The organism is Telmatospirillum siberiense (genome assembly GCF_002845745.1).
GTDB classification, from domain to species: domain Bacteria; phylum Pseudomonadota; class Alphaproteobacteria; order Rhodospirillales; family Magnetospirillaceae; genus Telmatospirillum; species Telmatospirillum siberiense.
This window is the reverse complement of record NZ_PIUM01000044.1, coordinates 13,016-34,531: the sequence shown is the minus strand read 5'-3', so window position 1 is coordinate 34,531 and position 21,516 is coordinate 13,016. Positions and strand designations below refer to the sequence as shown.

The 21,516-nt window shown below is 61.8% G+C and carries 19 protein-coding genes; 9 read left to right on the top strand and 10 right to left on the bottom strand.

Translation table 11 applies throughout. From position 1 onward, the window contains the following. Positions 1-36: 36 nt before the first annotated feature. The 3 genes from ribA to CWS72_RS25065 all read left to right on the top strand — a co-directional run bounded on the left by ribA (position 37) and on the right by CWS72_RS25065 (position 3,148). Positions 37-1,149, top strand: a complete 1,113-nt coding sequence (ribA, locus tag CWS72_RS25075) for a GTP cyclohydrolase II (protein WP_101253399.1) — start codon at positions 37-39, stop codon at positions 1,147-1,149. A 148-nt stretch (positions 1,150-1,297) separates the two neighbouring features. After that, positions 1,298-2,524: a hypothetical protein gene (locus CWS72_RS25070; RefSeq protein WP_101253398.1), complete on the top strand. Its 1,227-nt coding sequence runs from the start codon at positions 1,298-1,300 to the stop codon at positions 2,522-2,524. A gap of 132 nt (positions 2,525-2,656) precedes the next feature. Beyond that, positions 2,657-3,148 carry an acyloxyacyl hydrolase gene (locus tag CWS72_RS25065; RefSeq protein WP_158240812.1) on the top strand — a complete coding sequence of 164 codons (492 nt, stop codon included), beginning with the start codon at positions 2,657-2,659 and terminating at the stop codon, positions 3,146-3,148. A 23-nt stretch (positions 3,149-3,171) separates the two neighbouring features. Here CWS72_RS25065 and CWS72_RS25060 read toward each other — a convergent pair whose 3' ends face one another. Next, positions 3,172-3,852 (bottom strand): YggS family pyridoxal phosphate-dependent enzyme, encoded by a 681-nt coding sequence (locus CWS72_RS25060; protein WP_420824085.1) that lies wholly within the window; start codon positions 3,850-3,852, stop codon positions 3,172-3,174. A gap of 26 nt (positions 3,853-3,878) precedes the next feature. On the opposite strand from CWS72_RS25060, the gene CWS72_RS25055 reads away from it, so the two are divergent. Further along, positions 3,879-4,517, top strand: coding sequence for a thiamine phosphate synthase (locus CWS72_RS25055; RefSeq protein WP_101253395.1), 639 nt, complete (start codon positions 3,879-3,881; stop codon positions 4,515-4,517). Between the two features lie 37 nt (positions 4,518-4,554). Here the strand turns inward: CWS72_RS25055 and CWS72_RS25050 are convergent, their stop codons facing one another. Continuing rightward, positions 4,555-5,754 (bottom strand): outer membrane beta-barrel protein, encoded by a 1,200-nt coding sequence (locus CWS72_RS25050; protein WP_101253394.1) that lies wholly within the window; start codon positions 5,752-5,754, stop codon positions 4,555-4,557. 317 nt (positions 5,755-6,071) lie between these two features. Beyond that, complete coding sequence (locus tag CWS72_RS25045; RefSeq protein WP_146002880.1) at positions 6,072-7,418, bottom strand: porin; 1,347 nt, start codon at positions 7,416-7,418, stop codon at positions 6,072-6,074. Between the two features lie 314 nt (positions 7,419-7,732). Between CWS72_RS25045 and CWS72_RS25040 the strand changes: the two genes are divergently transcribed. The 4 genes from CWS72_RS25040 to holA all read left to right on the top strand — a co-directional run bounded on the left by CWS72_RS25040 (position 7,733) and on the right by holA (position 12,571). Then, the gene (locus CWS72_RS25040; RefSeq protein WP_101253408.1) at positions 7,733-8,275 is read left to right on the top strand and encodes a DUF3576 domain-containing protein; all 543 of its coding nucleotides are present in this window, start codon (positions 7,733-7,735) and stop codon (positions 8,273-8,275) included. A gap of 117 nt (positions 8,276-8,392) precedes the next feature. Beyond that, the gene (leuS, locus tag CWS72_RS25035) at positions 8,393-10,975 is read left to right on the top strand and encodes a leucine--tRNA ligase (RefSeq protein ID WP_101253392.1); all 2,583 of its coding nucleotides are present in this window, start codon (positions 8,393-8,395) and stop codon (positions 10,973-10,975) included. Then, a complete protein-coding gene (gene lptE / locus CWS72_RS25030) occupies positions 10,962-11,528 on the top strand; it encodes an LPS assembly lipoprotein LptE (RefSeq protein WP_101253391.1) in 567 nt (188 codons plus the stop codon). The genes leuS and lptE overlap by 14 nt, the downstream gene beginning before the upstream one ends. Then, the gene (gene holA, locus CWS72_RS25025; protein WP_101253390.1) at positions 11,525-12,571 is read left to right on the top strand and encodes a DNA polymerase III subunit delta; all 1,047 of its coding nucleotides are present in this window, start codon (positions 11,525-11,527) and stop codon (positions 12,569-12,571) included. Before lptE ends, holA begins: the two co-directional genes overlap by 4 nt. A gap of 334 nt (positions 12,572-12,905) precedes the next feature. Here the strand turns inward: holA and CWS72_RS25020 are convergent, their stop codons facing one another. The 7 genes from CWS72_RS25020 to CWS72_RS24990 form a co-directional block, all read right to left on the bottom strand. Further along, positions 12,906-13,844: a ParB/RepB/Spo0J family partition protein gene (locus tag CWS72_RS25020; protein WP_101253389.1), complete on the bottom strand. Its 939-nt coding sequence runs from the start codon at positions 13,842-13,844 to the stop codon at positions 12,906-12,908. A gap of 2 nt (positions 13,845-13,846) precedes the next feature. Further along, the gene (locus CWS72_RS25015; protein ID WP_101253388.1) at positions 13,847-14,656 is read right to left on the bottom strand and encodes a ParA family protein; all 810 of its coding nucleotides are present in this window, start codon (positions 14,654-14,656) and stop codon (positions 13,847-13,849) included. Then, a complete protein-coding gene (rsmG, locus tag CWS72_RS25010; RefSeq protein WP_101253387.1) occupies positions 14,637-15,248 on the bottom strand; it encodes a 16S rRNA (guanine(527)-N(7))-methyltransferase RsmG in 612 nt (203 codons plus the stop codon). The genes CWS72_RS25015 and rsmG overlap by 20 nt, the downstream gene beginning before the upstream one ends. 142 nt (positions 15,249-15,390) lie before the next feature. Next, positions 15,391-17,262 (bottom strand): tRNA uridine-5-carboxymethylaminomethyl(34) synthesis enzyme MnmG, encoded by a 1,872-nt coding sequence (gene mnmG / locus CWS72_RS25005; RefSeq protein WP_101253386.1) that lies wholly within the window; start codon positions 17,260-17,262, stop codon positions 15,391-15,393. A gap of 88 nt (positions 17,263-17,350) precedes the next feature. After that, positions 17,351-18,682, bottom strand: coding sequence for a tRNA uridine-5-carboxymethylaminomethyl(34) synthesis GTPase MnmE (gene mnmE / locus CWS72_RS25000; RefSeq protein ID WP_101253385.1), 1,332 nt, complete (start codon positions 18,680-18,682; stop codon positions 17,351-17,353). Between the two features lie 15 nt (positions 18,683-18,697). Beyond that, positions 18,698-19,066 (bottom strand): (2Fe-2S) ferredoxin domain-containing protein, encoded by a 369-nt coding sequence (locus CWS72_RS24995; protein ID WP_101253384.1) that lies wholly within the window; start codon positions 19,064-19,066, stop codon positions 18,698-18,700. A gap of 19 nt (positions 19,067-19,085) precedes the next feature. Next, positions 19,086-19,343, bottom strand: a complete 258-nt coding sequence (locus CWS72_RS24990) for a DUF6489 family protein (RefSeq protein WP_101253383.1) — start codon at positions 19,341-19,343, stop codon at positions 19,086-19,088. A gap of 135 nt (positions 19,344-19,478) precedes the next feature. On the opposite strand from CWS72_RS24990, the gene CWS72_RS24985 reads away from it, so the two are divergent. Further along, complete coding sequence (locus tag CWS72_RS24985) at positions 19,479-21,509, top strand: thioredoxin domain-containing protein (RefSeq protein WP_101253382.1); 2,031 nt, start codon at positions 19,479-19,481, stop codon at positions 21,507-21,509. Positions 21,510-21,516 lie beyond the last annotated feature (7 nt).

Below are 21,516 nucleotides of genomic sequence, written 5' to 3'. Positions count from 1 at the left end.
TATGGTGCCGCGCCTCCGGTCTGCTGCCAGAGTTACATGAGCCGATCCTTGATCGTCAAACCCGTTCCCCTTCCCCAACCGCCCAATGCATTGGTCGCGGTCGATCGCGCCGTCGCCGAACTGCGCCGCGGCGGCCTTGTCCAAATCGACGCTGAAGACGGCTCCTCCGTCCTGGTTTTGGCGGCCGAGGCGACTTCGGCGGAGTCCCTGACTCGCCTGACCCGCCTCAGCGGGGATTCTCCGCGGGTAATCCTGACCGGACGCCGGGCGCATGTCCTCGGCCTGATCGAAGACGTTCCGCAAGTCGCGGTCGTCTCCGGCCCTGATCCGCTGACCCCAGTGCAGGTGGCCGGATTGGCCAATCCGCTTGGCGATCTGCGGCTGGATCCGCATTTGACGGTCAGTGCCGATCCGATTCCGGCCTGGGCGCCGGGCGCCGTCGCCCTGGCCAAATTGTCGCGCCTGCTGCCGGCCGTCGTGGCGGCGCCGACCACGGGAGACCACGAGGGTCTGTTCCGGGTCGCGGCCGGCGACATCCTGGCCTATCGGCCGATCGCCGCGCGCAGTCTCAAACGGGTCGCCGAAGCGCGCGTTCCCCTGGCCGATGCCGAAGAGGCCCGCGTGGTGGCGTTCCGGCCCTCGGACGGTGGTATCGAACATCTGGCCATCATCGTCGGTCATCCCGACCGCGACCAACCGGTTCTGACCCGACTGCATTCGGAATGCTTCACCGGCGATCTTCTCGGCAGTCTGCGATGCGATTGCGGCGACCAGCTTCGCGGCGCCATCGCCCTGCTCGCCAAGACCGGCGGCGGCGTGCTGCTCTATCTCGCCCAGGAAGGACGGGGCATCGGCCTGGTCAACAAGCTCCGGGCTTATGAACTGCAGGATGCCGGCTTCGACACCCTGGATGCCAATCAGCAGCTGGGTTTCGACGACGACGAACGGATTTATCTGCCGGCCGCCGAGATGTTGCGTCTTCTCGGCATCCAGCATGTCCGCCTGCTGACCAACAATCCCGGCAAGGTCGAGGGATTGGCCCGTCACGGCGTCGAGGTCATCGAGCGGGTTCCCCATGTGTTTCCCTCGAACGGGCACAATGCCGCCTATCTTCACACCAAGGCGACACGCAGCGGCCATCTCTTCTAGCCCGGCAGAAGCTGCCCGGCAAGACGCGTCCGGAGCGATCCGCGAGCGTCCTGGCAAGATAAAATATCTATATATTCCAATTATTTATAAGTGGCACGACATTTGCTTTTGATTCTTCCGGTTGCCACTCTTGGAAGCGTCGAGCGCCATGACCGTCGAGTCCTCATTCGGACCTGCCCCCTTACCGGCCCATAGCGAGCCGGAATCGGTCGTCGCCGCCAGCCAGACGCCCGGCGACGGGAACTCCACCATCAAAGCCTTCGACGACGACGACGGCCCGAGCTTTTCCGACCTGCTCGATCTGGTCAATCCGCTCCAGCATATTCCGGTGATCAACACCATTTACCGCGAATTGACCGGCGACAAGGAAGGCGCCGTCGCCGACGTGATCGGCGGCGCCCTGTGGGGCGGCCCCATCGGGTTGGGCGCCGCGGTCGCCAACCTGCTCATCGAGGACAGCACCGGCAAAAGCATCGACGGCCATGTCATCGCGCTGTTCTCGGATGACACCGGGGATACGGCCCTCGCCAAGAACGACCCTCCCGCCGCCGAACCGGCCAACACCGCTCGGAACGAGCCGTCGAACGAACCGATCACGATTTCAAGCCTGGCCGGCACCGCCTCGGAGCCGGTGGTTTCCGGCAATGGTCCGGCCACGGCCGGCGACTTCATGGTCTTCGGCGGTTCCACGCCGGCCAGCACGGCGATGGCGACGGCGGCCTCCAAGAGCGCTGCGGTGCCTGCAAGCAATGGCGACGCCATCCTGAGCGGGGTTTCCGACGGACCGGCCCGAAACGGCGACTTCATGGTCTTTGGCGCGGCTGGTGCCGTGGCGACGGCGGCCACACCGTCAAAGGAAAAAGACAGCAGCGCGATTTCCGGCAAACCGGTTGCGGCCGACGCCTCGGCACCCACCACGGCCGGCGATTTTCTGATCTTCGGCAATTCCCAGCAATCCGCGGGAAACGGTGCAGCCACGACGGCGGCAGCCACAGCCCCGGCGCCCGTTCCGGCCACTCCGATCTCCCTGACGCCGGCCGTGGAAGCGAAAGCGGCCACCGCCAATCAGCAAACCGCGGCCGCCACAGCCCAGCCGGCCCGCACCTTCCCCACTCCCACACAGCGCAACACGGTCATCCCCCGGCAGACTTTGCCCATGCCGACCACCGGGCCCGCCGCGGTTCCCGGCAATGCGCGCGCCGTCGCCCAGACGCGCCCGAACCCCTCCTCCGACCAGACCAACACCGCCTGGTTCGCCGGCGCCTTCAACGACGCGATGGATAAATACAATCGCGCCGCCAGTCTTGGAACCATCACCCCGGCAACGCAGAAAACCGACGGCGAGACGGCCAACAGTATTTTGCAGATGAACTGAGCAGTGTCCGATGTAGATCATTCGGCAATCTCACGTCGGGCTTCCTGTTTGGTTCGTGAAAGCGCTGTGAAAGCGGCGGAGCATTTCGTATCATCGAAAATCGGATAATGCTTCGCGGGGGATTCAATGGGAGTGTCAGCGAAAGGCTTGGCCATGGCGGTCTGTATCGCCGTGGGGGGATGGTTCGGGCCCGCTGTGGCGGCCGATCCGAGCTATGTCGCCATCGGCGTCGGGGCCTGGGAGGTTTTTCGCGATGACGCCCATGCCGCCGAGTTCGATGTCGGGTTCCGGCCCGACGTCGGGCTGGGAGTCCTCAGACCGCAAGTCGGATTTCTCGCCGCCACCGATGGCGACTATTTCGGCTATGGCGGTTTTCTGGCCGATTTCGCACTCACCGACCATGTCATCCTGACGCCGAATGTCGCTGTCGGCGGCTATGGCGGCCACGGGTACCGGTTGGGATCCCATGTGGAATTCCGCACCGGGGTCGATATCGCCTGGCGTTTCGAGGACAAGTCGCGTTTGGGCGTGGGCTTCTACCACATGTCCAATGCCGGCCTGACCCAGCGCAATCCGGGCAACGAATCGCTTCTGGTCCAATATTTCATTCCCGTCGGCAACTGACGATCGGAAGAATTGCCGCCGGGCTACCTATGCCCGAAAATGGCGGTTCCCACGCGGACATGAGTGGCCCCCGCGGCTATGGCGCGGGGATAATCGCCGCTCATGCCCATGCTCAAGATCGGCAGGCCATGCCGATGGGCCATGGCGGCCAGCATCCGGAAATGGACCATGGGATCATCGGCTTGCGGGGGGATGCACATCAATCCTTCGACCGCCAGCCGCCGGCGATGACGGCATTCCTCGATGAACGCGTCCGCCTCCTCGGGCAGTACGCCGGCTTTTTGCGGTTCCGCACCGGTATTGATCTGCACGAGGCACCGCAAGGAACGGCCGGTCCGCTCCATTTCCCTCGCCAGCGCATCGGCGAGTTTCGGACGATCGACGGTTTCGATGACGTCGAACAGCGCAACCGCTTCCCTGACCTTGTTGGTCTGCAAGGGACCGATCAGATGCAGCTCCAGATCGGGGAAATCACTCCGCAGCGCCGGCCATTTCTCTTCCGCCTCCTGGACCCGGTTTTCTCCGAACAGACGATGTCCTCTCTCCAGCAGCGGACGAATCCGCGAAGCCGGGTGGGTTTTCGATACCGCCACCAGACGCACCGATCCGCCCGGCCGGCCGGCGGCGGCTTCGGCAGCCGCCAGTTCATCCGTTACGGCTTGATATTGCGCGAGCACATCGGCTTGGGAATCATCGGTCACCACGGGATCGTCCTTATTGGAATGAGAGCATGCGGACCCTAACAGACTTGGCGCGCCACCTCAATTTTGGGGGCGGAAGATATGCACGGCGTTCCGCCCGCCTGCCGCCGATCATCCTGGTAACCGATGACGTCAGACTGCCGGATCCACTTGCCGCCGCCGCCCGCCTGCCCTTTGGAAGCGTGGTGATTTATCGTCACTACCAGGCGCCGGACCGGGCGGTTCTCGCCGCCCGTCTGGCCAAACTGTGCAAGGCGCGGCGGCTGCACCTGTTGATCGCCGGCGATTTCGGACTTGCCGTTCGTCTGAATTGCGGGCTGCATCTGCCCGAAGGTCTGGCGGCTTGCGTTCCGGTGCGCGTCCGGTTGTGGCATCGGCGACGGCACCCGATGCTGACCGCCGCCGCCCATGGACGAAAGGGCTTGCTCAAGGCCGCCCGTCTCAAGGCCACCGCCGCCCTTCTCTCCCCGGTTTTCCCCACCCTCAGCCATCCGGGCGAAGCCAGTCTGGGTCTCCTGGGGTTCCGTCGGTTGGTTCACCGGACGGCTATTAATGTTTACGGATTGGGGGGCATTACCGTCGCCACGGTGACCCGGCTGGTCGGCAGTGGTGCCGCCGGAATCGCCGCCATTGGCGGTTTGGGAGGAAGCGACCGCACTCGGGAATGAATCCCGGGTGCGGTCAAAAAGGGAGAATCGCGCCGGATCAGAAAACGATGCCGGTCTCCAGCGTCAGGCGCGCTTGCGATTTCTTCGTACCGGTGCCGCCGAAGGCCGAACCGCTGGTCGCGTCGATGGTTCCGACGTAGGCCGCCTCGGCGCGGGCGAAGAACAGCTTGTACTGATAAGTCGGCGTGAAGGTGATCGACCAGGCGTCGCTGCCGGCGCCGTAAAGCAGGTTCGGGGTTCCATCGCTCGCGCTGCCCGACGACGAAATATATTCGAAACGGATGGGCAGACTGACGCCGTTGAGCGGCGTCTCGGATCCGAAGCTGTATTTGGCGAGCAGCGCCCCGCCGATGGTCGAGCCGTCATGGGTGATGCCCAGGGAGACATTCTTCGGAACGTAGGAATATTGTATGTAGGGCGCGATGGTGATGGGATCGGCGTTGTAGGTATAAAGCACATTGTAGATTTGCGAATTGTTCTGCGCCAACGGCGTCGCCGTGCTCTGCACGCCGCTCTCGTCGAAATTGCCGCCACCGACGAAGGCCACCGAATTGGCCGGGTCGATGGTATAGGTGGCCGAACCGGTCAGCCATTTGAGCTGGTCCGAATAGAATCCATCGGTCCACTGCAGCGAAAAGGCCAGCGGTCCGACGGTGTAATTGCCTTGCACGCCGCGGGTGACGGCGTTTTCCTGGTTCCACAGCAAGCCGCGGTTGATGTTCATGTTCTCGACCGAGAAGGTGTATTCCCCGCCGATCAGAGTGGTCAGCTTGCCGGCCTGGATGGATAGGCTGTCGTTGGGCGCCACCTTGGCATAGGCGACGGGAACGGCACCGTAGAAATTGTCCACCGTCTTGCTCGACCGCATATAGGGAGTCCCCAGCGACGGCAGCGAATAGGTGCCGGCCTGGACATAGAATTGAAAGAGTCCGTCGGTCTTTTGCACGATGGCCTGACCGTTGGTGATATCGGTCTGGTTGTGATGGTCGCCGCTCGCGTGGTTGGTCTGGATTTGCCCGAATCCGCTCAGGATTCCTGAAACATAGATGGTCCCGGCGGGACCGGCATCGAAGCTGAATGGATTGGGATTGGCGGCGATCGGCCCCGTCATGGCCGGCTGCGACAACGCCGTCGGGCCTGCGTCCGGAGCGGCCGCCGGCGTCTCTTCGGCCCAGGCCGGGAAAGACGCGCCGGAAAGAGCGATCGCGGCAACGCCAGCAAATAAAGTCCTCTTCATTGATATTCCCCTCGTTCCCTTGAATGCCGGCCGGTGAGGCGGCGGGTTCCCTGTCCGCCCTTTTTGTACCGCACCCGTTGGTTGACATGAAAAGGAATGGGATTGCCTTGTAACGTTAGCGTCATGCTGTGATGGGGATGCCACGTTTTGGCCATGCAAAAATCACATTGCTCACGTTTTAAGCAGTATTAGCGACCTTATTAGAGGCAAAATAAATATGGTTTTCGAAGGTTTGCGGCCCGGTTGGCCGAGCGCAAAAAGAAAGGGCGGTCCGAAGACCGCCCTTCCGGGAACGCTAATGATGTCTTCTCGACGAATTAGAAGTCGAGCTTGACGCCGGTGAGCGCCGCGACACCGCTGTTGTTGTTCAGGTAAGCAGCGCTATTATTGATCTTGCTGCCCCGATAGTCGACGTAACCAACACCAGCGCGGAAGGTCACGCCCGGACCGGCGAGATAGGACGCACCGATATCATAAACATCGGTGCTGTCGGCCTTACCCGTGCCGTTGAGGACCTTCAAGCTCTTGGTGTTGTCATGGAAGTACGCGAAGCTGACCGCATAAGGACCGGTCGCATAGCTGAGACCGGCGGTGTAGGAATTACCGGCATAAGCAGCAGCCTGAGCGATCGAGTTCGCCGAGGTGCTAGCGGTGAAGGAGGTTGCAGCACCGACACTGTTAAGCAGGGCGTTCGAATAGATTCCGTTGACCGTCGCATCAGACGGCACGTCACGGATGATCGAGGAGCCGCCGAGGGTGAAGCCACCATAGGACAATTGCAGGCCCTGCTGATAGACGCGCAGATTGGCGACATTGGCCTGCACCACCGTTGCATCGCCCTTCACGCCCACGCCCGCCACAGTATTCGAATAGGCCAAACCGCCGCCGTAAGCGTCACCGCCGTAGTTGGCGCCATTGATCTGGCCATTGCTGACCCAGGTCGCCACGTCGCTCGAGGTGGGCGCGGTGCCCGAACCCGAACCGACCGAGTTGGAAACGCTCGGAACATAGGTGAAGGCGGCGGCCAAGCCGTGGAAGGACGGCGTGATGTAGGTGATCTTGTTGCCGCGATCGTCATAGCGGCTGTCGTTGTCGAGAGTATAGGTCCGATGCTGAGAAGGCGAGCTCACCCACCAATACCAATAACCGTCGCCGATCGGCGAGAGCGGGCTGACGTCGGGAGCGCTATTGTGGACGATGTAGGTGGCGTCCTCGCGCTCGCCCAGGATGAACGTGCCGGCCTGGGTGCCGATGGTCACATAGGCGCGCTTGATCACTTCGTTGCCGACGCACTGCTTGGTGGAAGTCGCCCCGGTGAAGGCGGAGGCGGACGTGTTACCGCAAGAGCCATTCACGCTGCGGCTCTGGCTGCCGCCGTAACCATAGAGATCCCAGTTGGCAGCGACGGTGATGCCGTTGTCCAGCGTGGTCTTGCCGACGATGCTGATGGTGCCGTCGTCCTGCTCATAGATCTTGTTGGTCTTGCTGCCGGCCGGCGTCGAAGCGCTGTTCAGGGTGTAATTGCTGGCATAGCCGAAGTTTTCTACAATAGTGCCCTTCAGCTCGAGCTTGATCGGCTCGGCGGCCTGGGCCGAAATGGCGCCGAGCGCGATCAGAGCGCTGCTGGCGAGAAGAACCTTCTTCATTTTATCTCCTGATCCCAACGTGAGGGGCGAACCCAGGGGTCCCCCGGACAAAACTGAGGATTTGATGAGCTTTAAGAAGCCATTGCTGAGATATCTAGTCAAATAGCTTAACGTGCTTCTTGTGATAAATGTCGCTCACTGTTGCAGATAAAGCACAATTTCTGTCTGGTGGCCTGACCGGAGGGTAACAGTTCCATGACAAGCCGGGGGATTCGCGCAAAGACGGCCTTGGTCCTTACCGGTGCCTGTGGTACGAGAGAGGGTTGCGGCGGCGAACCCATCGGATGAGCCTGGTCGCGGACCGCAAAGACAAGGCCGGAAGAGGTATTTCGATGAACAGGAAGATGTGGACGGCGCTGGTACTGGCCGCCACCACGGCGGCTTTGGCCGCCTGCAGTCAATTTGATTCGGTCTATCCCGACAAGCGTCCGGGCGATGACAGTCCGACCTGGGGAAACCAGGAAAAGCCGGGCCTGTTCGGGGAGGGTGGAATAAACCTGTTCGGCGGCGCAAAGAAAAAGAACGAGGAGGCCGGTGCCGGCCTCGGCGTCAATTCCTATCTGTGGCGCGCCAGCCTCGATACTTTGTCTTTCATGCCGCTTGCCTCGGCCGACCCGTTCGGTGGCGTCATCATTACCGACTGGTACGCGCCGCCGGAAAGCCCGACGGAACGTTTCAAGATGTCGATCTTCATCCTGGACCGTACCTTGCGCGCCGACGGTATCCATGTGTCGGTATTCCGGCAGGTGCAGACCACCGGCGGCGATTGGGCCGATTCCAATGTCGATCAGAAGACGGCGATCGACGTGGAAAACGCCATTTTGACGCGGGCCCGCGAAATGCGCTCGGCCAGTGCCGCGGCCCAGAAGAACTGACTTAACCGTCCGTCTTGATCCCCGCGCCCCGCCCCTGACCATCGGCGGGGCGCTTCATCCTCCGATGGATGCCCGCGCCCTTCGCGGGCATGGCTTGTTTTTATAGAAGATACGGTGATGACCTCGCGCAGCGAAGAGCGCTACAACGTCCGGGAAACCGAAGCCAAATGGCAAACGGTTTGGGAGGAGCGTCAAAGCTTCCTGGCCCGTGACGACGACCCCCGGCCCAAATATTATGTCCTGGAGATGTTTCCCTATCCGTCGGGTCGCATCCACATGGGACATGTCCGCAACTACACCCTGGGCGACGTGGTGGCGCGCTATAAAAGGGCGCGCGGTCATGCCGTGTTGCACCCCATGGGGTGGGACGCCTTCGGCCTGCCGGCGGAGAACGCCGCCATCGAGCGGGGTATTCATCCGGCCAAATGGACCCGCGAAAATATCGCCGCCATGCGGACCCAGCTGAAATCCATGGGGCTGTCCTACGATTGGACGCGCGAGCTGGCCACCTGCGAGCCGGACTATTACCGCCACGAACAGAAGATGTTCCTCGACTTCCTGAAGGCCGGACTGGTCTATCGGAAGGAATCCTGGGTCAATTGGGATCCGGTGGAACATACGGTGCTGGCCAATGAGCAGGTCATCGACGGGCGCGGCTGGCGATCCGGCGCCCTCGTCGAAAAACGGTTGCTCAGCCAATGGTTCCTGAAGATCACCGCTTTCGCCGAGGATCTTCTGACAGGCTTGAGCCAGCTCGACCGATGGCCCGACCGGGTCCGGCTGATGCAAGAGAACTGGATCGGACGCTCGGAAGGCCTGCGCCTGTTTTTCGATCTGGTCGACCGCGACGATCGCATCGAAATCTATACCACCCGGCCCGATACCTTGTTCGGGGCCTCGTTCTGCGCCATCGCCGCCAATCATCCGCTGGCCGGCGCCTTGGCCGCCGACAATCCGGCGCTCGCGCAATTCATCGCCGAATGCAATCGCCTGGGAACCAGCGAAGCCGCCCTGGAAACGGCGGAAAAGAAAGGTTTCGCCACCGGCCTGAAGGTCCGCAATCCGCTGGTCGACGGTCAGGAACTGCCGGTCTATGTCGCGAATTTCGTACTGATGGACTATGGCACGGGCGCCATTTTCGGCTGTCCCGCTCACGACCAGCGCGATCTCGATTTCGCCCGCAAATATGGTCTGCCGGTAACGCCGGTGGTCGCCCCCAAGGGTGTCGATCCGGCCAGTATCGTCGTCGGAAACGAAGCGTTCGTCGAAGACGGCGTGATGATCAATTCCGGCCCGCTGAACGGCCTGCCGGTGGCGGAAGCCAAGGCCAAGGTCATCGATCTGATGGAACGCCGGAATGTCGGACAGCGCGCCGTCAATTACCGGCTGCGCGATTGGGGCGTTTCCCGCCAACGCTATTGGGGATGTCCGATCCCGGTCATCCATTGCCCCGATTGCGGCGTGGTGCCGGTGCCGGCCGAAAGCCTGCCCGTGACCCTGCCCGAGGATGTGACCTTCGACAAGCCGGGCAATCCGCTCGATCATCATCCCAGCTGGAAGCATGTGGCCTGCCCCAAATGCGGCAAGCCGGCGAAACGGGAAACCGACACCTTCGACACTTTCTTCGAATCGTCCTGGTATTTCGCCCGCTTCTGCTCTCCCGGCGAAACCGACCGGGGGTTTTCCCGCGCCGCCGCCGACCACTGGCTCCCCGTCGATCAATATATCGGCGGCATCGAGCATGCCGTGCTGCATCTGCTCTACTCCCGATTTTTCACGCGCGCCTTGAAGACCTGCGGCTATCTGAACGTCGAGGAGCCCTTCGCCGGCCTGCTGACGCAAGGAATGATCTGTCACGAGACCTATAAGGACGCCGACGGACATTGGCTGCTTCCCACCGACGTTGAAAAACGGGCGGATGGTTCCGCCATCGAAATAAACGGTGGACGGCCCGTCGCCGTCGGGCGTTCCGAGAAGATGAGCAAGTCGAAGAAGAACGTCATCGACCCCGCCGGCATCATCGCCACCTACGGTGCCGATACGGCCCGGCTGTTCATGCTGTCCGACAGCCCGCCGGAGCGCGATCTCGACTGGACCGACGCCGGCATCGACGGGGCGTTCCGTTACGTCAACCGGCTGTGGCGCATGGTCGTCGATCCGGTGGTGGCCCTGCCCCCGCCCGGCAGCCCCGCTCCCGACGAGTTCGGACCCAAGGCGAGGAAGGCCAGGCAACAGGTCCACAAGACCATTGCTCTGGTCGGCGAGGATCTCGACCGCTTCCATTTCAACAAGGCGGTGGCCCGCATCCGCGAACTGAGCAATGTCCTTGCCGAAATTCCGGCCACCGAGGCCGGCGCCGGCTGGGTTCTGCGCGAAGGCATGGAGACCCTGGTCCGATTGATCGGTCCCATGATGCCCCATCTCGGCGAGGAATTGTGGTTCGAGCTTGGGTATGAGCAATTGCTGGTCGACAGCGGTTGGCCGGAAGCCGATCCAAGCCTGGTCAGCGAGGACAGCGTCACATTGGCCGTTCAGGTCAATGGAAAGCTCAAGGGAACCGTGGAGATGGCCAAGGATGCCGACAAAGGATTGGCCGAGGCGGCCGCCCTCGCCTTGCCTGCCGTTGCCTCCCTGCTGGCCGGCAAGGCACCGCGCAAGGTTATCGTGGTCCCCAACAGGATCGTCAATGTCGTGGTCTGAACAGTCCCCAACCCGTCGCAGGGCGCCGGTCCGGTGTCTTGCGACGGCTGTGCTATGCCTTGGCGTGCTGTTGCTGACCTCCTGCGGATTCCACCCGCTCTACGGCAAGGATTCCTACAACGCGGCGGTCATGAGCGACCTGGCGAGCGTCCAGGTCAGTCCCCTGGTCGACCGCGAAGGGCAACTGATCCACAACGCCCTGCTGACCGACCTCAATCCGCGCGGCGAAAGCGCAAAAGCGCGATATCGTTTGGTGGTTACCCCCACCATCTCGGAAACCCAGCAGGCGCTCCGCAAGGACGATACCGCCACCCGGAATCTTGTTACTTACGGTGTCACCTACTGGCTCTATGAGGGTTCGACCCGCGTTCTCTCCGGAAGTTTCAGCCAGATGTTCAGTTATGACTTCCTTGAGGAGCATTACGCGAATATTTCCGCCGCCGACGATATTCATCGCCGCGCCGCCCAGTCGATCGCCGACGAGATCCGCAATCGTCTCGCCGCTTATTTCGCCAAGGCGGCGGAAGTGAAAGCGCAAAGCCCCGCCAAATGAAGCTGGCCGGCAACCGCATCGAGAGTTTCCTGAAGACGCCCGATGCCGCCGCTCGCGTGGTTCTGGTCTATGGGCCCGACGCCGGATTGGTCAAAGAGCGGATCGCCCGCCTGACCAAGGGCGTCTGCGCCGATACCAATGATCCTTTCCGTATCGCCGATTTGACGGCGACCGGCGTAAAGGACGATCCCGCGCGGTTGGCCGACGAGGCGGCGGCCATCGCCATGACCGGCGGACGGCGGGTCGTTCGCGTCCATGACGCCGGCGACGGCGTATCGCAGGCCGTGCAATCCTTTCTTGATCATCCGGCCGGCGACGCCCTGGTTCTTCTCGATGCCGGCGAACTGGGACCCCGCTCCGCTCTACGCAAGCTGGTCGAGGGCGCCGACAATGCCGTCGCCCTGCCCTGCTATGCCGACGAGGGCGGAAGCCTGGAGGCCGTCATTCATGAAAGCCTACGGGTACAGGGACTGACGGCCGAACCAGACGCCGTCGCCTGGCTGGCCGATCATCTCGGCGGGGATCGCCTGCTCACCCGCTCGGAGCTGGAGAAGCTGGCACTTTACATGGGCGGCGGCGGCGGCCGTGTCCGCCTGGAGGATGTCATCGCCTGCATCGGCGATACGGCGGCCCTGTCGCTCGACGATCTATCCATGGCCTGCGCCGAGGGCGACCACCCGACGGCCCAAAGGGTCTTGGATCGTCTCTATCGCGAGGGAACCTCGCCTATCGCCGTATTGCGCAGCCTGCAGCGGCATTTTCAACGTTTGCATCTGGCATCCGGAGCCATGGGCCGTGGCAAGAGCCCAGACCAGGCTTTGGCGGTCCTCAGGCCGCCGCCCCATTTTCGCGTAGCGGAGCATATGCGCGGCCAATTGATTCGTTGGCCGGCGGAACGTTTGGGGACGGCCCTCGATTTGCTGGTGAACGCGGAAATGGACTGCAAAAGCACTGGTATGCCAGCCGAGGAAATCTGCAGCCGTACCGTCATGCAACTGACCCGCGCCGCCGGCCGCAAAGGACCGGCCGCACAAAGGCGCTGAAAGATCACCGCCCGGCTTTCTGGGACGGTAGATCGGTTCCAATCACAACCAAAAATCGTCATTTCCGGGCTTGACCCGGCAATTCATGATTGCAAAAATCAACCGGCCTCATTGGAGGCGGACACGGGAATGCCCGGATCAAGTCCACGGCTGTCCGGCATAGTTTGTGCGTTGCTCGCATTTGAGTGATAGCTGCAACCCAAAACCGTCATTGCCGGGCTTGACCCGGCAATCCATGATTACATAGATCGACCGACGTCATTTGAAGTGGGCACGCGGATGCCCGGATCAAGTCCGGGCATGACGACTTTAAGGTAGCTGCTCAAAGAGCGATTCAGTCCCCGTGAACCGCCGCGCGGCCATGGACGCCGTTGCTGAGACGATGCAACACATCGTCGAGCTGCTCCAACGTCGAATATTGGACGGAAATCTCTCCCCCCTTCCCTTGCAGGACGATGGAGACTTTCAGTCCCAGGATGTTGGTCAGATCGCGCTCGAGAGCGAGAAGATCGGCATCCTTGACCGGAGCCGAGGCGCCATCCTTGCGGGATTTGGCCTTTTCCGGCCCCTGCTGAGCCAATTTCTCGGTTTGACGAACATTCAGCCCCTTGCCGATCACCTGTTCGGCCAAGGCGACCGGATCGCTGCTGGTCAGCAGGGCTCTCGCATGGCCGGCGGTCAACGACCCGTCGTCCAGCATATGCTTGACCGGATCGGGCAGCGCCAGGAGCCGCATGGTATTGGCGACATGACTGCGGCTCTTGCCGACGGTTTTCGCCAATTCCTCCTGCGTATGGGAAAAATCGTCCATCAGACGCCGGTAGCCTTCGGCCTCCTCCAGGGGTGACAAATCCTGACGCTGGAGATTTTCGATCAGCGCGACTTCCAAAGCCTCGCGATCGGACAAGTTCCGCACAATGGCCGGGACGTCGTGGAGATGGGCCGCCTGCGCGGCCCGCCAGCGGCGTTCCCCGGCGATGATCTCGAACATTTCCGGCTCATCCGGACATGGCCGGACCAGAAGAGGCTGCAGAATGCCCTTTTCCTTCACCGACTCGACAAGATCATCGATGGCGCTCTGATCGAACACGCGGCGCGGCTGATACCGGCCGGGCTGCAATTTTTCGATCGGAAGATTGCGCAAACCCTTCAGGGGAGAGCCGGCCTGGGAAAATTCACCATCGGCCGCCTGATCCACGGCGGCAACGACGGGATCGCCCAGCAAAGCGGAAAGACCGCGGCCCAAGCCACGGCGACGAGACTCTTCAGCCATACCTATGCCACCAGACTACGTTCACGTTTCAAGACTTCGCCGGCGAGGCGGATATAGGCCTCGGAACCGGAACACCGCATATCGTAAAGAAGGACCGGTTTGCCATGCGATGGGGCTTCGGACACGCGAACGTTTCGGGGAATCACCGTTTTATACACTTTGTCTCCAAAATAACCACGTACGTCGGCGGCCACCATATCGGAAAGATTGTTCCTCTTGTCGAACATGGTCAGCACGATTCCGTGCAATTCGAGATCGGGATTGAAGGCTTGCTTGACCCGTTCGATGGTCTTGACCAGATGGCTGACGCCTTCCAGCGCGAAGAATTCGCACTGCAGGGGCACGAGGACCGCCTGGGCGGCCACCAGGGCGTTCAAAGTCAAAAGCCCGAGCGACGGCGGGCAATCGATCAAGACGAAATCGTACTGGATTTGAGTATTCAAGGCGGCGGCCAGTCGATGTTCCCGCTTGGGCTGGTTCACCAGCTCGATTTCCGCGCCGGAAAGATCGATGGAGGACGGCACCACGGAAAGGTTGGGTATCGAGGTGGCGATCACCCCTTCCGCCAATTCCGCCTCGCCGATCAGCACATGATAGGAACTGACGGCCCGCGTACGACGCTCGATGCCAAGACCGGTACTGGCGTTCCCTTGAGGATCCAGATCGATGATCAGCACCCGTTTTCCCACCGCCGCCATGGCCGTGGCCAGATTGATGGTGGTGGTGGTTTTTCCGACGCCACCCTTCTGATTAGCAACGGCAATGATACGCGACGACGCCAATAAGCCGCGGCTAACGTTCGTCTCGACCACGATGAACCTCTCTCAGATGGAGAATTTGTCCCGACGAATCGGCAAGACTGGGAATTCGTTCTAGGGTCATCATCCAATCTTTGCGCGCGTCGGTCAATTCTTCTTCACCACCACGGCCTTTAAGAAATAGGCAATGAACCGCCGGATGAAGAAAATTTTCAGCCATTTCCAGCAGTTTGGCGAGAGGTGCCAGGGCCCGGGCGGTTATCGCCGCGACGGGAAACGGCGCCAAAGTTTCGATGCGGACGTTGTGCACCACCGCATCGGCCTCCGTCAGGCGAGCGGCCTCTCGCAAAAAGGCGCATTTTCGAACATCCGATTCGACCAGATGCACCGGCCCTCCCCGCATGATGGCCAGGACCAATCCGGGAAAACCCGCGCCGGAGCCGAGATCGAGAACGGGGCCGGATGGCAGATGAGCGGTCAATTGGGCCGAATCCAACATATGGCGCTCCCACAGCGCGGGGATCGTCGAGGGGCCGACCAGGTTGATCCGCGCTTGCCATTTCACCAGCAAATCCGCGTAACGTTGCAAGCGGTCCAGAACATCAGGCGTGACCGGAATGCGGCGGGCGAAGTCGGCGCGGGTCATCGGGCCGATCCCAATGTTTCACGTGAAACCATCATCATGTCCTTCCAGGCGCTTAAGCCCGAGCGGCGCCTGAGCCCGCCGTAGCGGAGCGCAGGCGTCATATGGAATCTTAGGGTTTGGAGCGATAATTTCGCGACAAGCCCTAAGCCGCCTGCCCCCGGTCCGAGCGCCTGACATGGGCGAGAAGCGCGGTGAGCGCCGCCGGTGTGATCCCCGGAATACGCCCTGCCGCCCCCAGGGTGGCCGGACGTGCCGACGTCAACTTCAATCGAACCTCGGCCGACAATCCACCGACCGCGCCATAGTCGAGATCGTCGGCGAGAGCCAACGATTCGTCCCGCCGGAAGGCGGCGATATCGGCCTCCTGCCGATCGAGGTAACCGGCGTAGCGTCCCTCGATTTCCAACTGCTCGGCCACCTGAGAGGTGATCGAGCCCAGCTCCGGCCAAATCCCGACCAACTTCGACCAGGTGATCTCGGGATATCCCAGCAAGGTAAAGGCCGAACGTCGAACGCCATCCTGATTGATCGCCAATCCCTGTGCCTTCAAGGCATTGGGCGTGGCCTCCAACCGCTCCATCAGCGCCCGGCCCGTCTCCAGGCAAGCCATCTTCCGGCGGAAAACCCCTTCCCTCTCCGACCCGACGCATCCGACGGCCAAACCCCGGCCCGTCAGACGCAAATCGGCGTTGTCGGCCCGCAACAAAAGGCGGTACTCGGCCCGCGAAGTAAACATGCGATAGGGTTCGCTGGTCCCCCGCGTCACCAGATCATCGATCAGAACGCCGATATAAGCCTCCGCCCGGTCGAGCACGAAAGGCACCTCGCCACCGCCCGCGCGCAAGGCGGCATTGATCCCCGCCATCACCCCTTGCGCCGCCGCCTCCTCGTAACCGGTGGTGCCGTTGATCTGACCGGCGAAGAACAGACGGGCGATCTTGCGGGTTTCCAACCAGGGATGAAGGGCTCGCGGATCGACGAAATCATATTCGATGGCGTATCCCGGCCGCAGCATGACGGCCTTTTCAAGACCGGGAATGGTCGGAAGTAGCGCCCGCTGCACATCCTCGGGCAAGGAGGTGGAGATTCCGTTGGGATAGACGGTCTCGTCGTCCAGTCCTTCCGGCTCAAGGAAGATCTGATGCCGCTCCCGCTCGGCGAACCGAACGACCTTATCCTCGATGCTGGGGCAGTATCGTGGACCAACGCTGCCGATCTGCCCGGAATACATCGGCGCCCGATGCAGATTGGCGCGTATCAGCTCGTGGGAGGCTTGCGTCGTGCCGGTGATGCCGCAGTTGATTTGCGGCGTGGTGATGCGATCGGTCAGGAAGGAGAACGGGACCGGCGGCGTATCCCCCGGCTGACTCTCCAGCGCCGCCCAATCGATCGTCCGGCCATCCAGGCGACAAGGCGTTCCGGTTTTCAGTCGTCCCAGGACGAATCCGGCCTTCTCCAGACTGGCCGACAGTCCGATGCTCGGTTCGTCCCCCATGCGGCCCGCCGGAAAACGTCGCTCGCCGATATGAACGAGCCCCCTTAAAAAGGTTCCCGTGGTCAAGATCACGGCGCCGGCGGAGATCGTCTCGCCGGCGGCGGTGACGACACCGCTCACCCGGCTCGCCTCGTCGCTCAGCAGCAATTCCTCGACCGCCGCCGCCTCGATGACGAGATTGGGCGTTTCGGACAGGATTTCGCGCATCGCCTGGCGATAGCGCTTGCGATCGGCCTGGGCGCGGGGACCGCGAACGGCCGGTCCCTTGCTACGGTTAAGAACCCGGAACTGAATGCCGGCGCGATCGATCACCCGCCCCATCACGCCATCCAGGGCGTCGATTTCCCTGACCAACTGCCCCTTGGCCAATCCACCGATGGCGGGATTGCAACTCATCTCGCCGATGGTGTCCAGACGATGAGTCAGCAAAAGGGTCTTGGCACCTTGACGGGCCGCCGCCGCCGCGGCTTCGCAGCCGGCATGTCCGGCGCCGATGACGATAACGTCAAATTGCCTCATAGTTCGTCCTTAAAGATCGATTGCTTCAATTCGCACCGCAACGCGCGAGCGATAACACAAGCGACACCATTGTTCCACGTGAAACAGTCTATTTTCCGATGCAGAACTCGCGGAAAATCACGTCGAGCATTTCCTCCACATCGATCCGTCCGGTGATCCGTCCCAGTTCCCGTCCGGCCAGACGGATATCTTCCGCCGCCAATTCGGCCGACGATGCCTCCAGGGCCCGACGCAACGCCGTCTCGGTCTCCTCAAGCGCCCGACGATGCCGGGCTCGCGATATGACCGGCGCACCGCTTCCGTCGAGAAGCTCGGATGCCTTTTCACCCAAGGCGGCCAGCAATCCATCAACCCCGTCGCCATTTTCCGCCGAAACCGCCAGGACGGGATATCCTTCGATCCGCTCGGGAAGGGTGACCGAAGCCAGATCGCTCTTGTTGACGACGATCAGGGAACGCCCATCCACCAAAGCCAAACTGACCGGATCGAGGGCCGGCAATGCGGCGGCGTCGAATACCACCAGACGCAGATCGGCGATCTCCGCCCTGGCCTTGGCCCGACGAACCCCCTCCTCCTCGATGGCCTCCGCGGCATCTCGCAGGCCGGCGGTATCGGCCAGGGTCACCGGATAACCGGAAAGATCGAGATTCACCTCGATGATATCGCGCGTGGTTCCGGCAATCGAAGAGACAATCGCAGCTTCCCGTCCGGCGATACGGTTGAGAAGACTCGACTTGCCGACATTGGGGGCGCCCAGAATGGCCACCGACAATCCTTCTCTCAGACGCTCTCCGCGGCGCCCGTCGGCGAGATGCCTTCCAATCTCTTCGCCGAGTGCCGCCAAGGCCGTTCGCGCCGCTTCCCCCAGACCATCGGGAAGGTCCTCGTCGGAAAAGTCGATTTCCGCCTCAAGATGGGCCTGGCAGCGCAGCAACCTTTCCCGCCAATCGTCATAGAGACCACTGAGCGAGCCCTCCAATTGACGCAAGGCCTGCCGCCGCTGCGCCGTCGTCTCGGCATCGACCAGATCGGCGATCGCTTCCGCCTGGGTCAGATCGAGTTTGCCCGCCATGAAGGCCCGGCGGCTGAATTCCCCCGGTTCCGCCGGTTCCAGACCCGCCGCAAGAAGAGCCTCGGTCAGCGCCCGGGCAATGGCGCGACCTCCATGCAGATGCAGTTCGACGACGTCCTCGCCGGTAAAGCTGCGGGGGGCCGGAAACCACAAGACCAGGCCATCGTCCAGAACGTCGCCCGCGGCATCGCACAGCCGGCGACGGCAGGCCCGCCTTGGTTCCGGCAAGGGCCGTCCCGTCAGATCGACCAGGGTCCGTCCAGCCGCCGGGCCGGACAGACGATAGACCGCCATCCCTGCCCGCCCCACGCCGCTGGCCAGAGCGAAGATCGTCTTCATGGGAGCCATGGACACCGTCTTACGTCAGGCCTGAACCGATTGGCGGATCTCCGGAGTATCATTGGGTTGCAACAGCAACCGGGCGACACGGCCACCCTTGACCAGATGGGTCTGGAGAATTTCTTCCACATCCTCGCTGGTCCGAAATCCGTACCAAACCCCTTCCGGATAAATCACCATGACAGGCCCCAGCTCGCAGCGGTCGAGACAGCCCGCGCTGTTGATCCGCACATCAGCCAGTCCGAGTTCCTTGGCGCGGGCCTTCAGGTAATCGCGCAACGATTCGGATCCCTTCCCCGCGCAGGAGCCGCGGGGATGCCCATCGGGACGACGGTTGGTGCAAAGAAAGGCATGGAGCCGATAATAAGGCGGGGGGTCTTGAGGAATGGACAAGGGTTTTACTCTCCGTATCTTATTTCTTTTCCGGTTTGTCGCGGCTTTGCGCGGATTGCAAGCCGGTCCAAAACATCTTCTGCAGCTGTTCGATGCCCTGCACGCCGGCCGGCAACCAGGTGCGCAGCAACGCTTCCGGACTGATCGCATCGAGATTGGCGGCCATTCGCTCCTCGATTTTGGCCAGCAAGGCATCCTGCATCGGCTTGACGTCGGGAAGACCGAAAAAGCTGCGCGCCTCCTCCGGCGTACAGTCCACGTCGAAGGTGATCTTCATAACATGGATCCTCCATCTTCGATCGCAAGGTTGCAACCGATCCTCTCCCACCCAAACTAAGCTTTCACCCCGCCCTCTGCAACGTCCTCAAGGAAAGGGGTTTTTCCGTTTCATCCAGCCTTTAAGGATGCCTTCATGAGCCGTAACCGCCTCGACCAGGAAACCAGCCCCTACCTGCTGCAACATCGTTTCAATCCGGTCCATTGGCGGGCCTGGGGGGCCGAGGCCCTGGCCGAGGCGAAAGACGCCAACAAACCCATTCTTCTTTCGGTCGGTTACGCGGCCTGCCACTGGTGCCATGTCATGGCCCATGAAAGCTTCGAGGACGAGGCGACCGCCAAACTGATGAATGAGCTTTTCATTCCCATCAAGGTCGATCGCGAGGAACGACCGGATATCGATGTGATCTACCAGTCGGCTCTGGCCAGTCTCGGCCAGCAGGGCGGCTGGCCGCTCACCATGTTCTTGACGCCGGACGGAGAGCCGTTCTGGGGAGGAACCTATTTTCCGCCGACGCCGCGATTTGGCCGTCCCTCCTTCCAGGACGTGCTGAGGGGCGTGGCTGATGCCCATGCAACGGAACCGGAGAAGATCACCACCAACGTCTCGGCCCTGAAAGAGGCATTGAAGCGGCTGGCGATGCCGGCGCATGGAGACCTTCCTGATCAGGATCTATTGGATCGCATCGCCGTAGCCCTGCAGGGCGCCATCGATAAAATCGAAGGGGGTCTTTCCGGGGCTCCGAAATTTCCCCAAGTTCCCGTTCTTTTTCTGCTTTGGCGCGCCGGTTTGCGTCTCCGGGAGAAAGACTTCGAACAAGCCGTCATCCTCTCCCTCGACAAAATGAGCCAAGGCGGAATCTACGACCATCTGGGCGGCGGATATTCGCGCTATTCCACCGACGAACATTGGCTTGCCCCGCATTTCGAAAAAATGCTCTACGACAATGCGCAGTTGATCGATCTCCTGTCGTCTGCCCGGCAGAAAACGGCCAACCCTCTTTATGCCGCCCGCGTGACCCAGACCATCGACTGGCTGCACCGAGAGATGATGGCCGATCATCAGGCGTTCGCCGCCACTCTCGACGCCGACAGCGAAGGAGAGGAGGGAAAATATTATGTCTGGAGCGAGGACGAGATCGATCGCGCCCTGCCTGCCGATGAGGCGGCTCGGTTCAAGGCCGTCTATGACGTGAGCGCGGGAGGAAATTGGGAAGGAAAATCCATCCTTAACCGCAATCATCGTCTTGGCGCGCCTTCCGACGCGACGGTGGAACAAGCCCTTGCCGACGCCAGGAGCGCCCTCCTCGCTTTGCGCCGCCAGCGGATTCCGCCCGGCCGCGACGACAAGGTCCTCGCCGATTGGAACGGCATGATGATCGCGGCCCTGGCCAATGCCTCCTTCGTCTTCGATCGGCCCGATTGGCTCGCCACGGCAAAAGCGGCCTTTGACGCCATAGAACATCACCAAACATCCGACGGGCGTCTGGCCCATTCGTCGCGCTGCGGCCGACTGCAAAACGAAGCGATGCTGGACGATTATGCGCAAATGGCCAGGGCGGCGCTTCTCCTTTACGAGGCGACCGGAACAGCCCATTACCTCGCCCAGGCGGTCCAATGGACGGACATCCTCGATCGCTACTATTGGGATGTCGCCGACGGCGGCTACTTCTTCACGGCAAGCGACGCGGAAGGCCTGCTGATCAGGACCAAATCCGCCTTCGACCAGGCAACCCCTTCCGGCAACGCGGTGATGATCGAGGTCCTGGCCAGGCTTTATTATCAGACCGGCCGGCCAGCCTACCGGGAACAGGCAGAAGCCGTCATGCGAGCCTTCGCAGGCCTTGTTGAAAAAACCTTTCCAAGCATGGCCGCCATGCTCAATGCCTGGGACCTTCTCGCCAACGCCGTACAGCTGGTGCTCATCGGTCCGCCGGAAGACGAGACCTATCGCGACATGCTGAAAGTCATCACCGGGATTTGCCTTCCCAATCTTATTTTAACCCGCCTTTCAGCCGATCAGCCGCTTCCCAAAGACCATCCGGCATTCGAAAAAGTGACGGCGGCGTCCCACTACACGCCCACGGCCTTCATCTGCGTTGGTCCGGTCTGTTCCCTGCCCCTCTCCAATCCGGCGGAGTTGCGCCACTCTCTCCTCGAGGTCTAAGCTGAGC

What these genes read in the sequence shown, in the direction of transcription:
- mnmE (WP_101253385.1), bottom strand. Translation starts at nt 18,682, where the DNA reads ATGGCTCCCATGAAGACGATCTTCGCTCTGGCCAGCGGCGTGGGGCGG.
- CWS72_RS25050 (WP_101253394.1), bottom strand. Translation starts at nt 5,754, where the DNA reads ATGAAGAGGACTTTATTTGCTGGCGTTGCCGCGATCGCTCTTTCCGGC.
- rsmG (WP_101253387.1), bottom strand. Translation starts at nt 15,248, where the DNA reads ATGACCCGCGCCGACTTCGCCCGCCGCATTCCGGTCACGCCTGATGTT.
- CWS72_RS25055 (WP_101253395.1), top strand. Translation starts at nt 3,879, where the DNA reads ATGCGGACCCTAACAGACTTGGCGCGCCACCTCAATTTTGGGGGCGGA.
- mnmG (WP_101253386.1), bottom strand. Translation starts at nt 17,262, where the DNA reads ATGAGGCAATTTGACGTTATCGTCATCGGCGCCGGACATGCCGGCTGC.
- leuS (WP_101253392.1), top strand. Translation starts at nt 8,393, where the DNA reads ATGACCTCGCGCAGCGAAGAGCGCTACAACGTCCGGGAAACCGAAGCC.
- lptE (WP_101253391.1), top strand. Translation starts at nt 10,962, where the DNA reads ATGTCGTGGTCTGAACAGTCCCCAACCCGTCGCAGGGCGCCGGTCCGG.
- CWS72_RS25020 (WP_101253389.1), bottom strand. Translation starts at nt 13,844, where the DNA reads ATGGCTGAAGAGTCTCGTCGCCGTGGCTTGGGCCGCGGTCTTTCCGCT.
- CWS72_RS25070 (WP_101253398.1), top strand. Translation starts at nt 1,298, where the DNA reads ATGACCGTCGAGTCCTCATTCGGACCTGCCCCCTTACCGGCCCATAGC.
- holA (WP_101253390.1), top strand. Translation starts at nt 11,525, where the DNA reads ATGAAGCTGGCCGGCAACCGCATCGAGAGTTTCCTGAAGACGCCCGAT.
- ribA (WP_101253399.1), top strand. Translation starts at nt 37, where the DNA reads ATGAGCCGATCCTTGATCGTCAAACCCGTTCCCCTTCCCCAACCGCCC.
- CWS72_RS24990 (WP_101253383.1), bottom strand. Translation starts at nt 19,343, where the DNA reads ATGAAGATCACCTTCGACGTGGACTGTACGCCGGAGGAGGCGCGCAGC.
- CWS72_RS24985 (WP_101253382.1), top strand. Translation starts at nt 19,479, where the DNA reads ATGAGCCGTAACCGCCTCGACCAGGAAACCAGCCCCTACCTGCTGCAA.
- CWS72_RS25040 (WP_101253408.1), top strand. Translation starts at nt 7,733, where the DNA reads ATGAACAGGAAGATGTGGACGGCGCTGGTACTGGCCGCCACCACGGCG.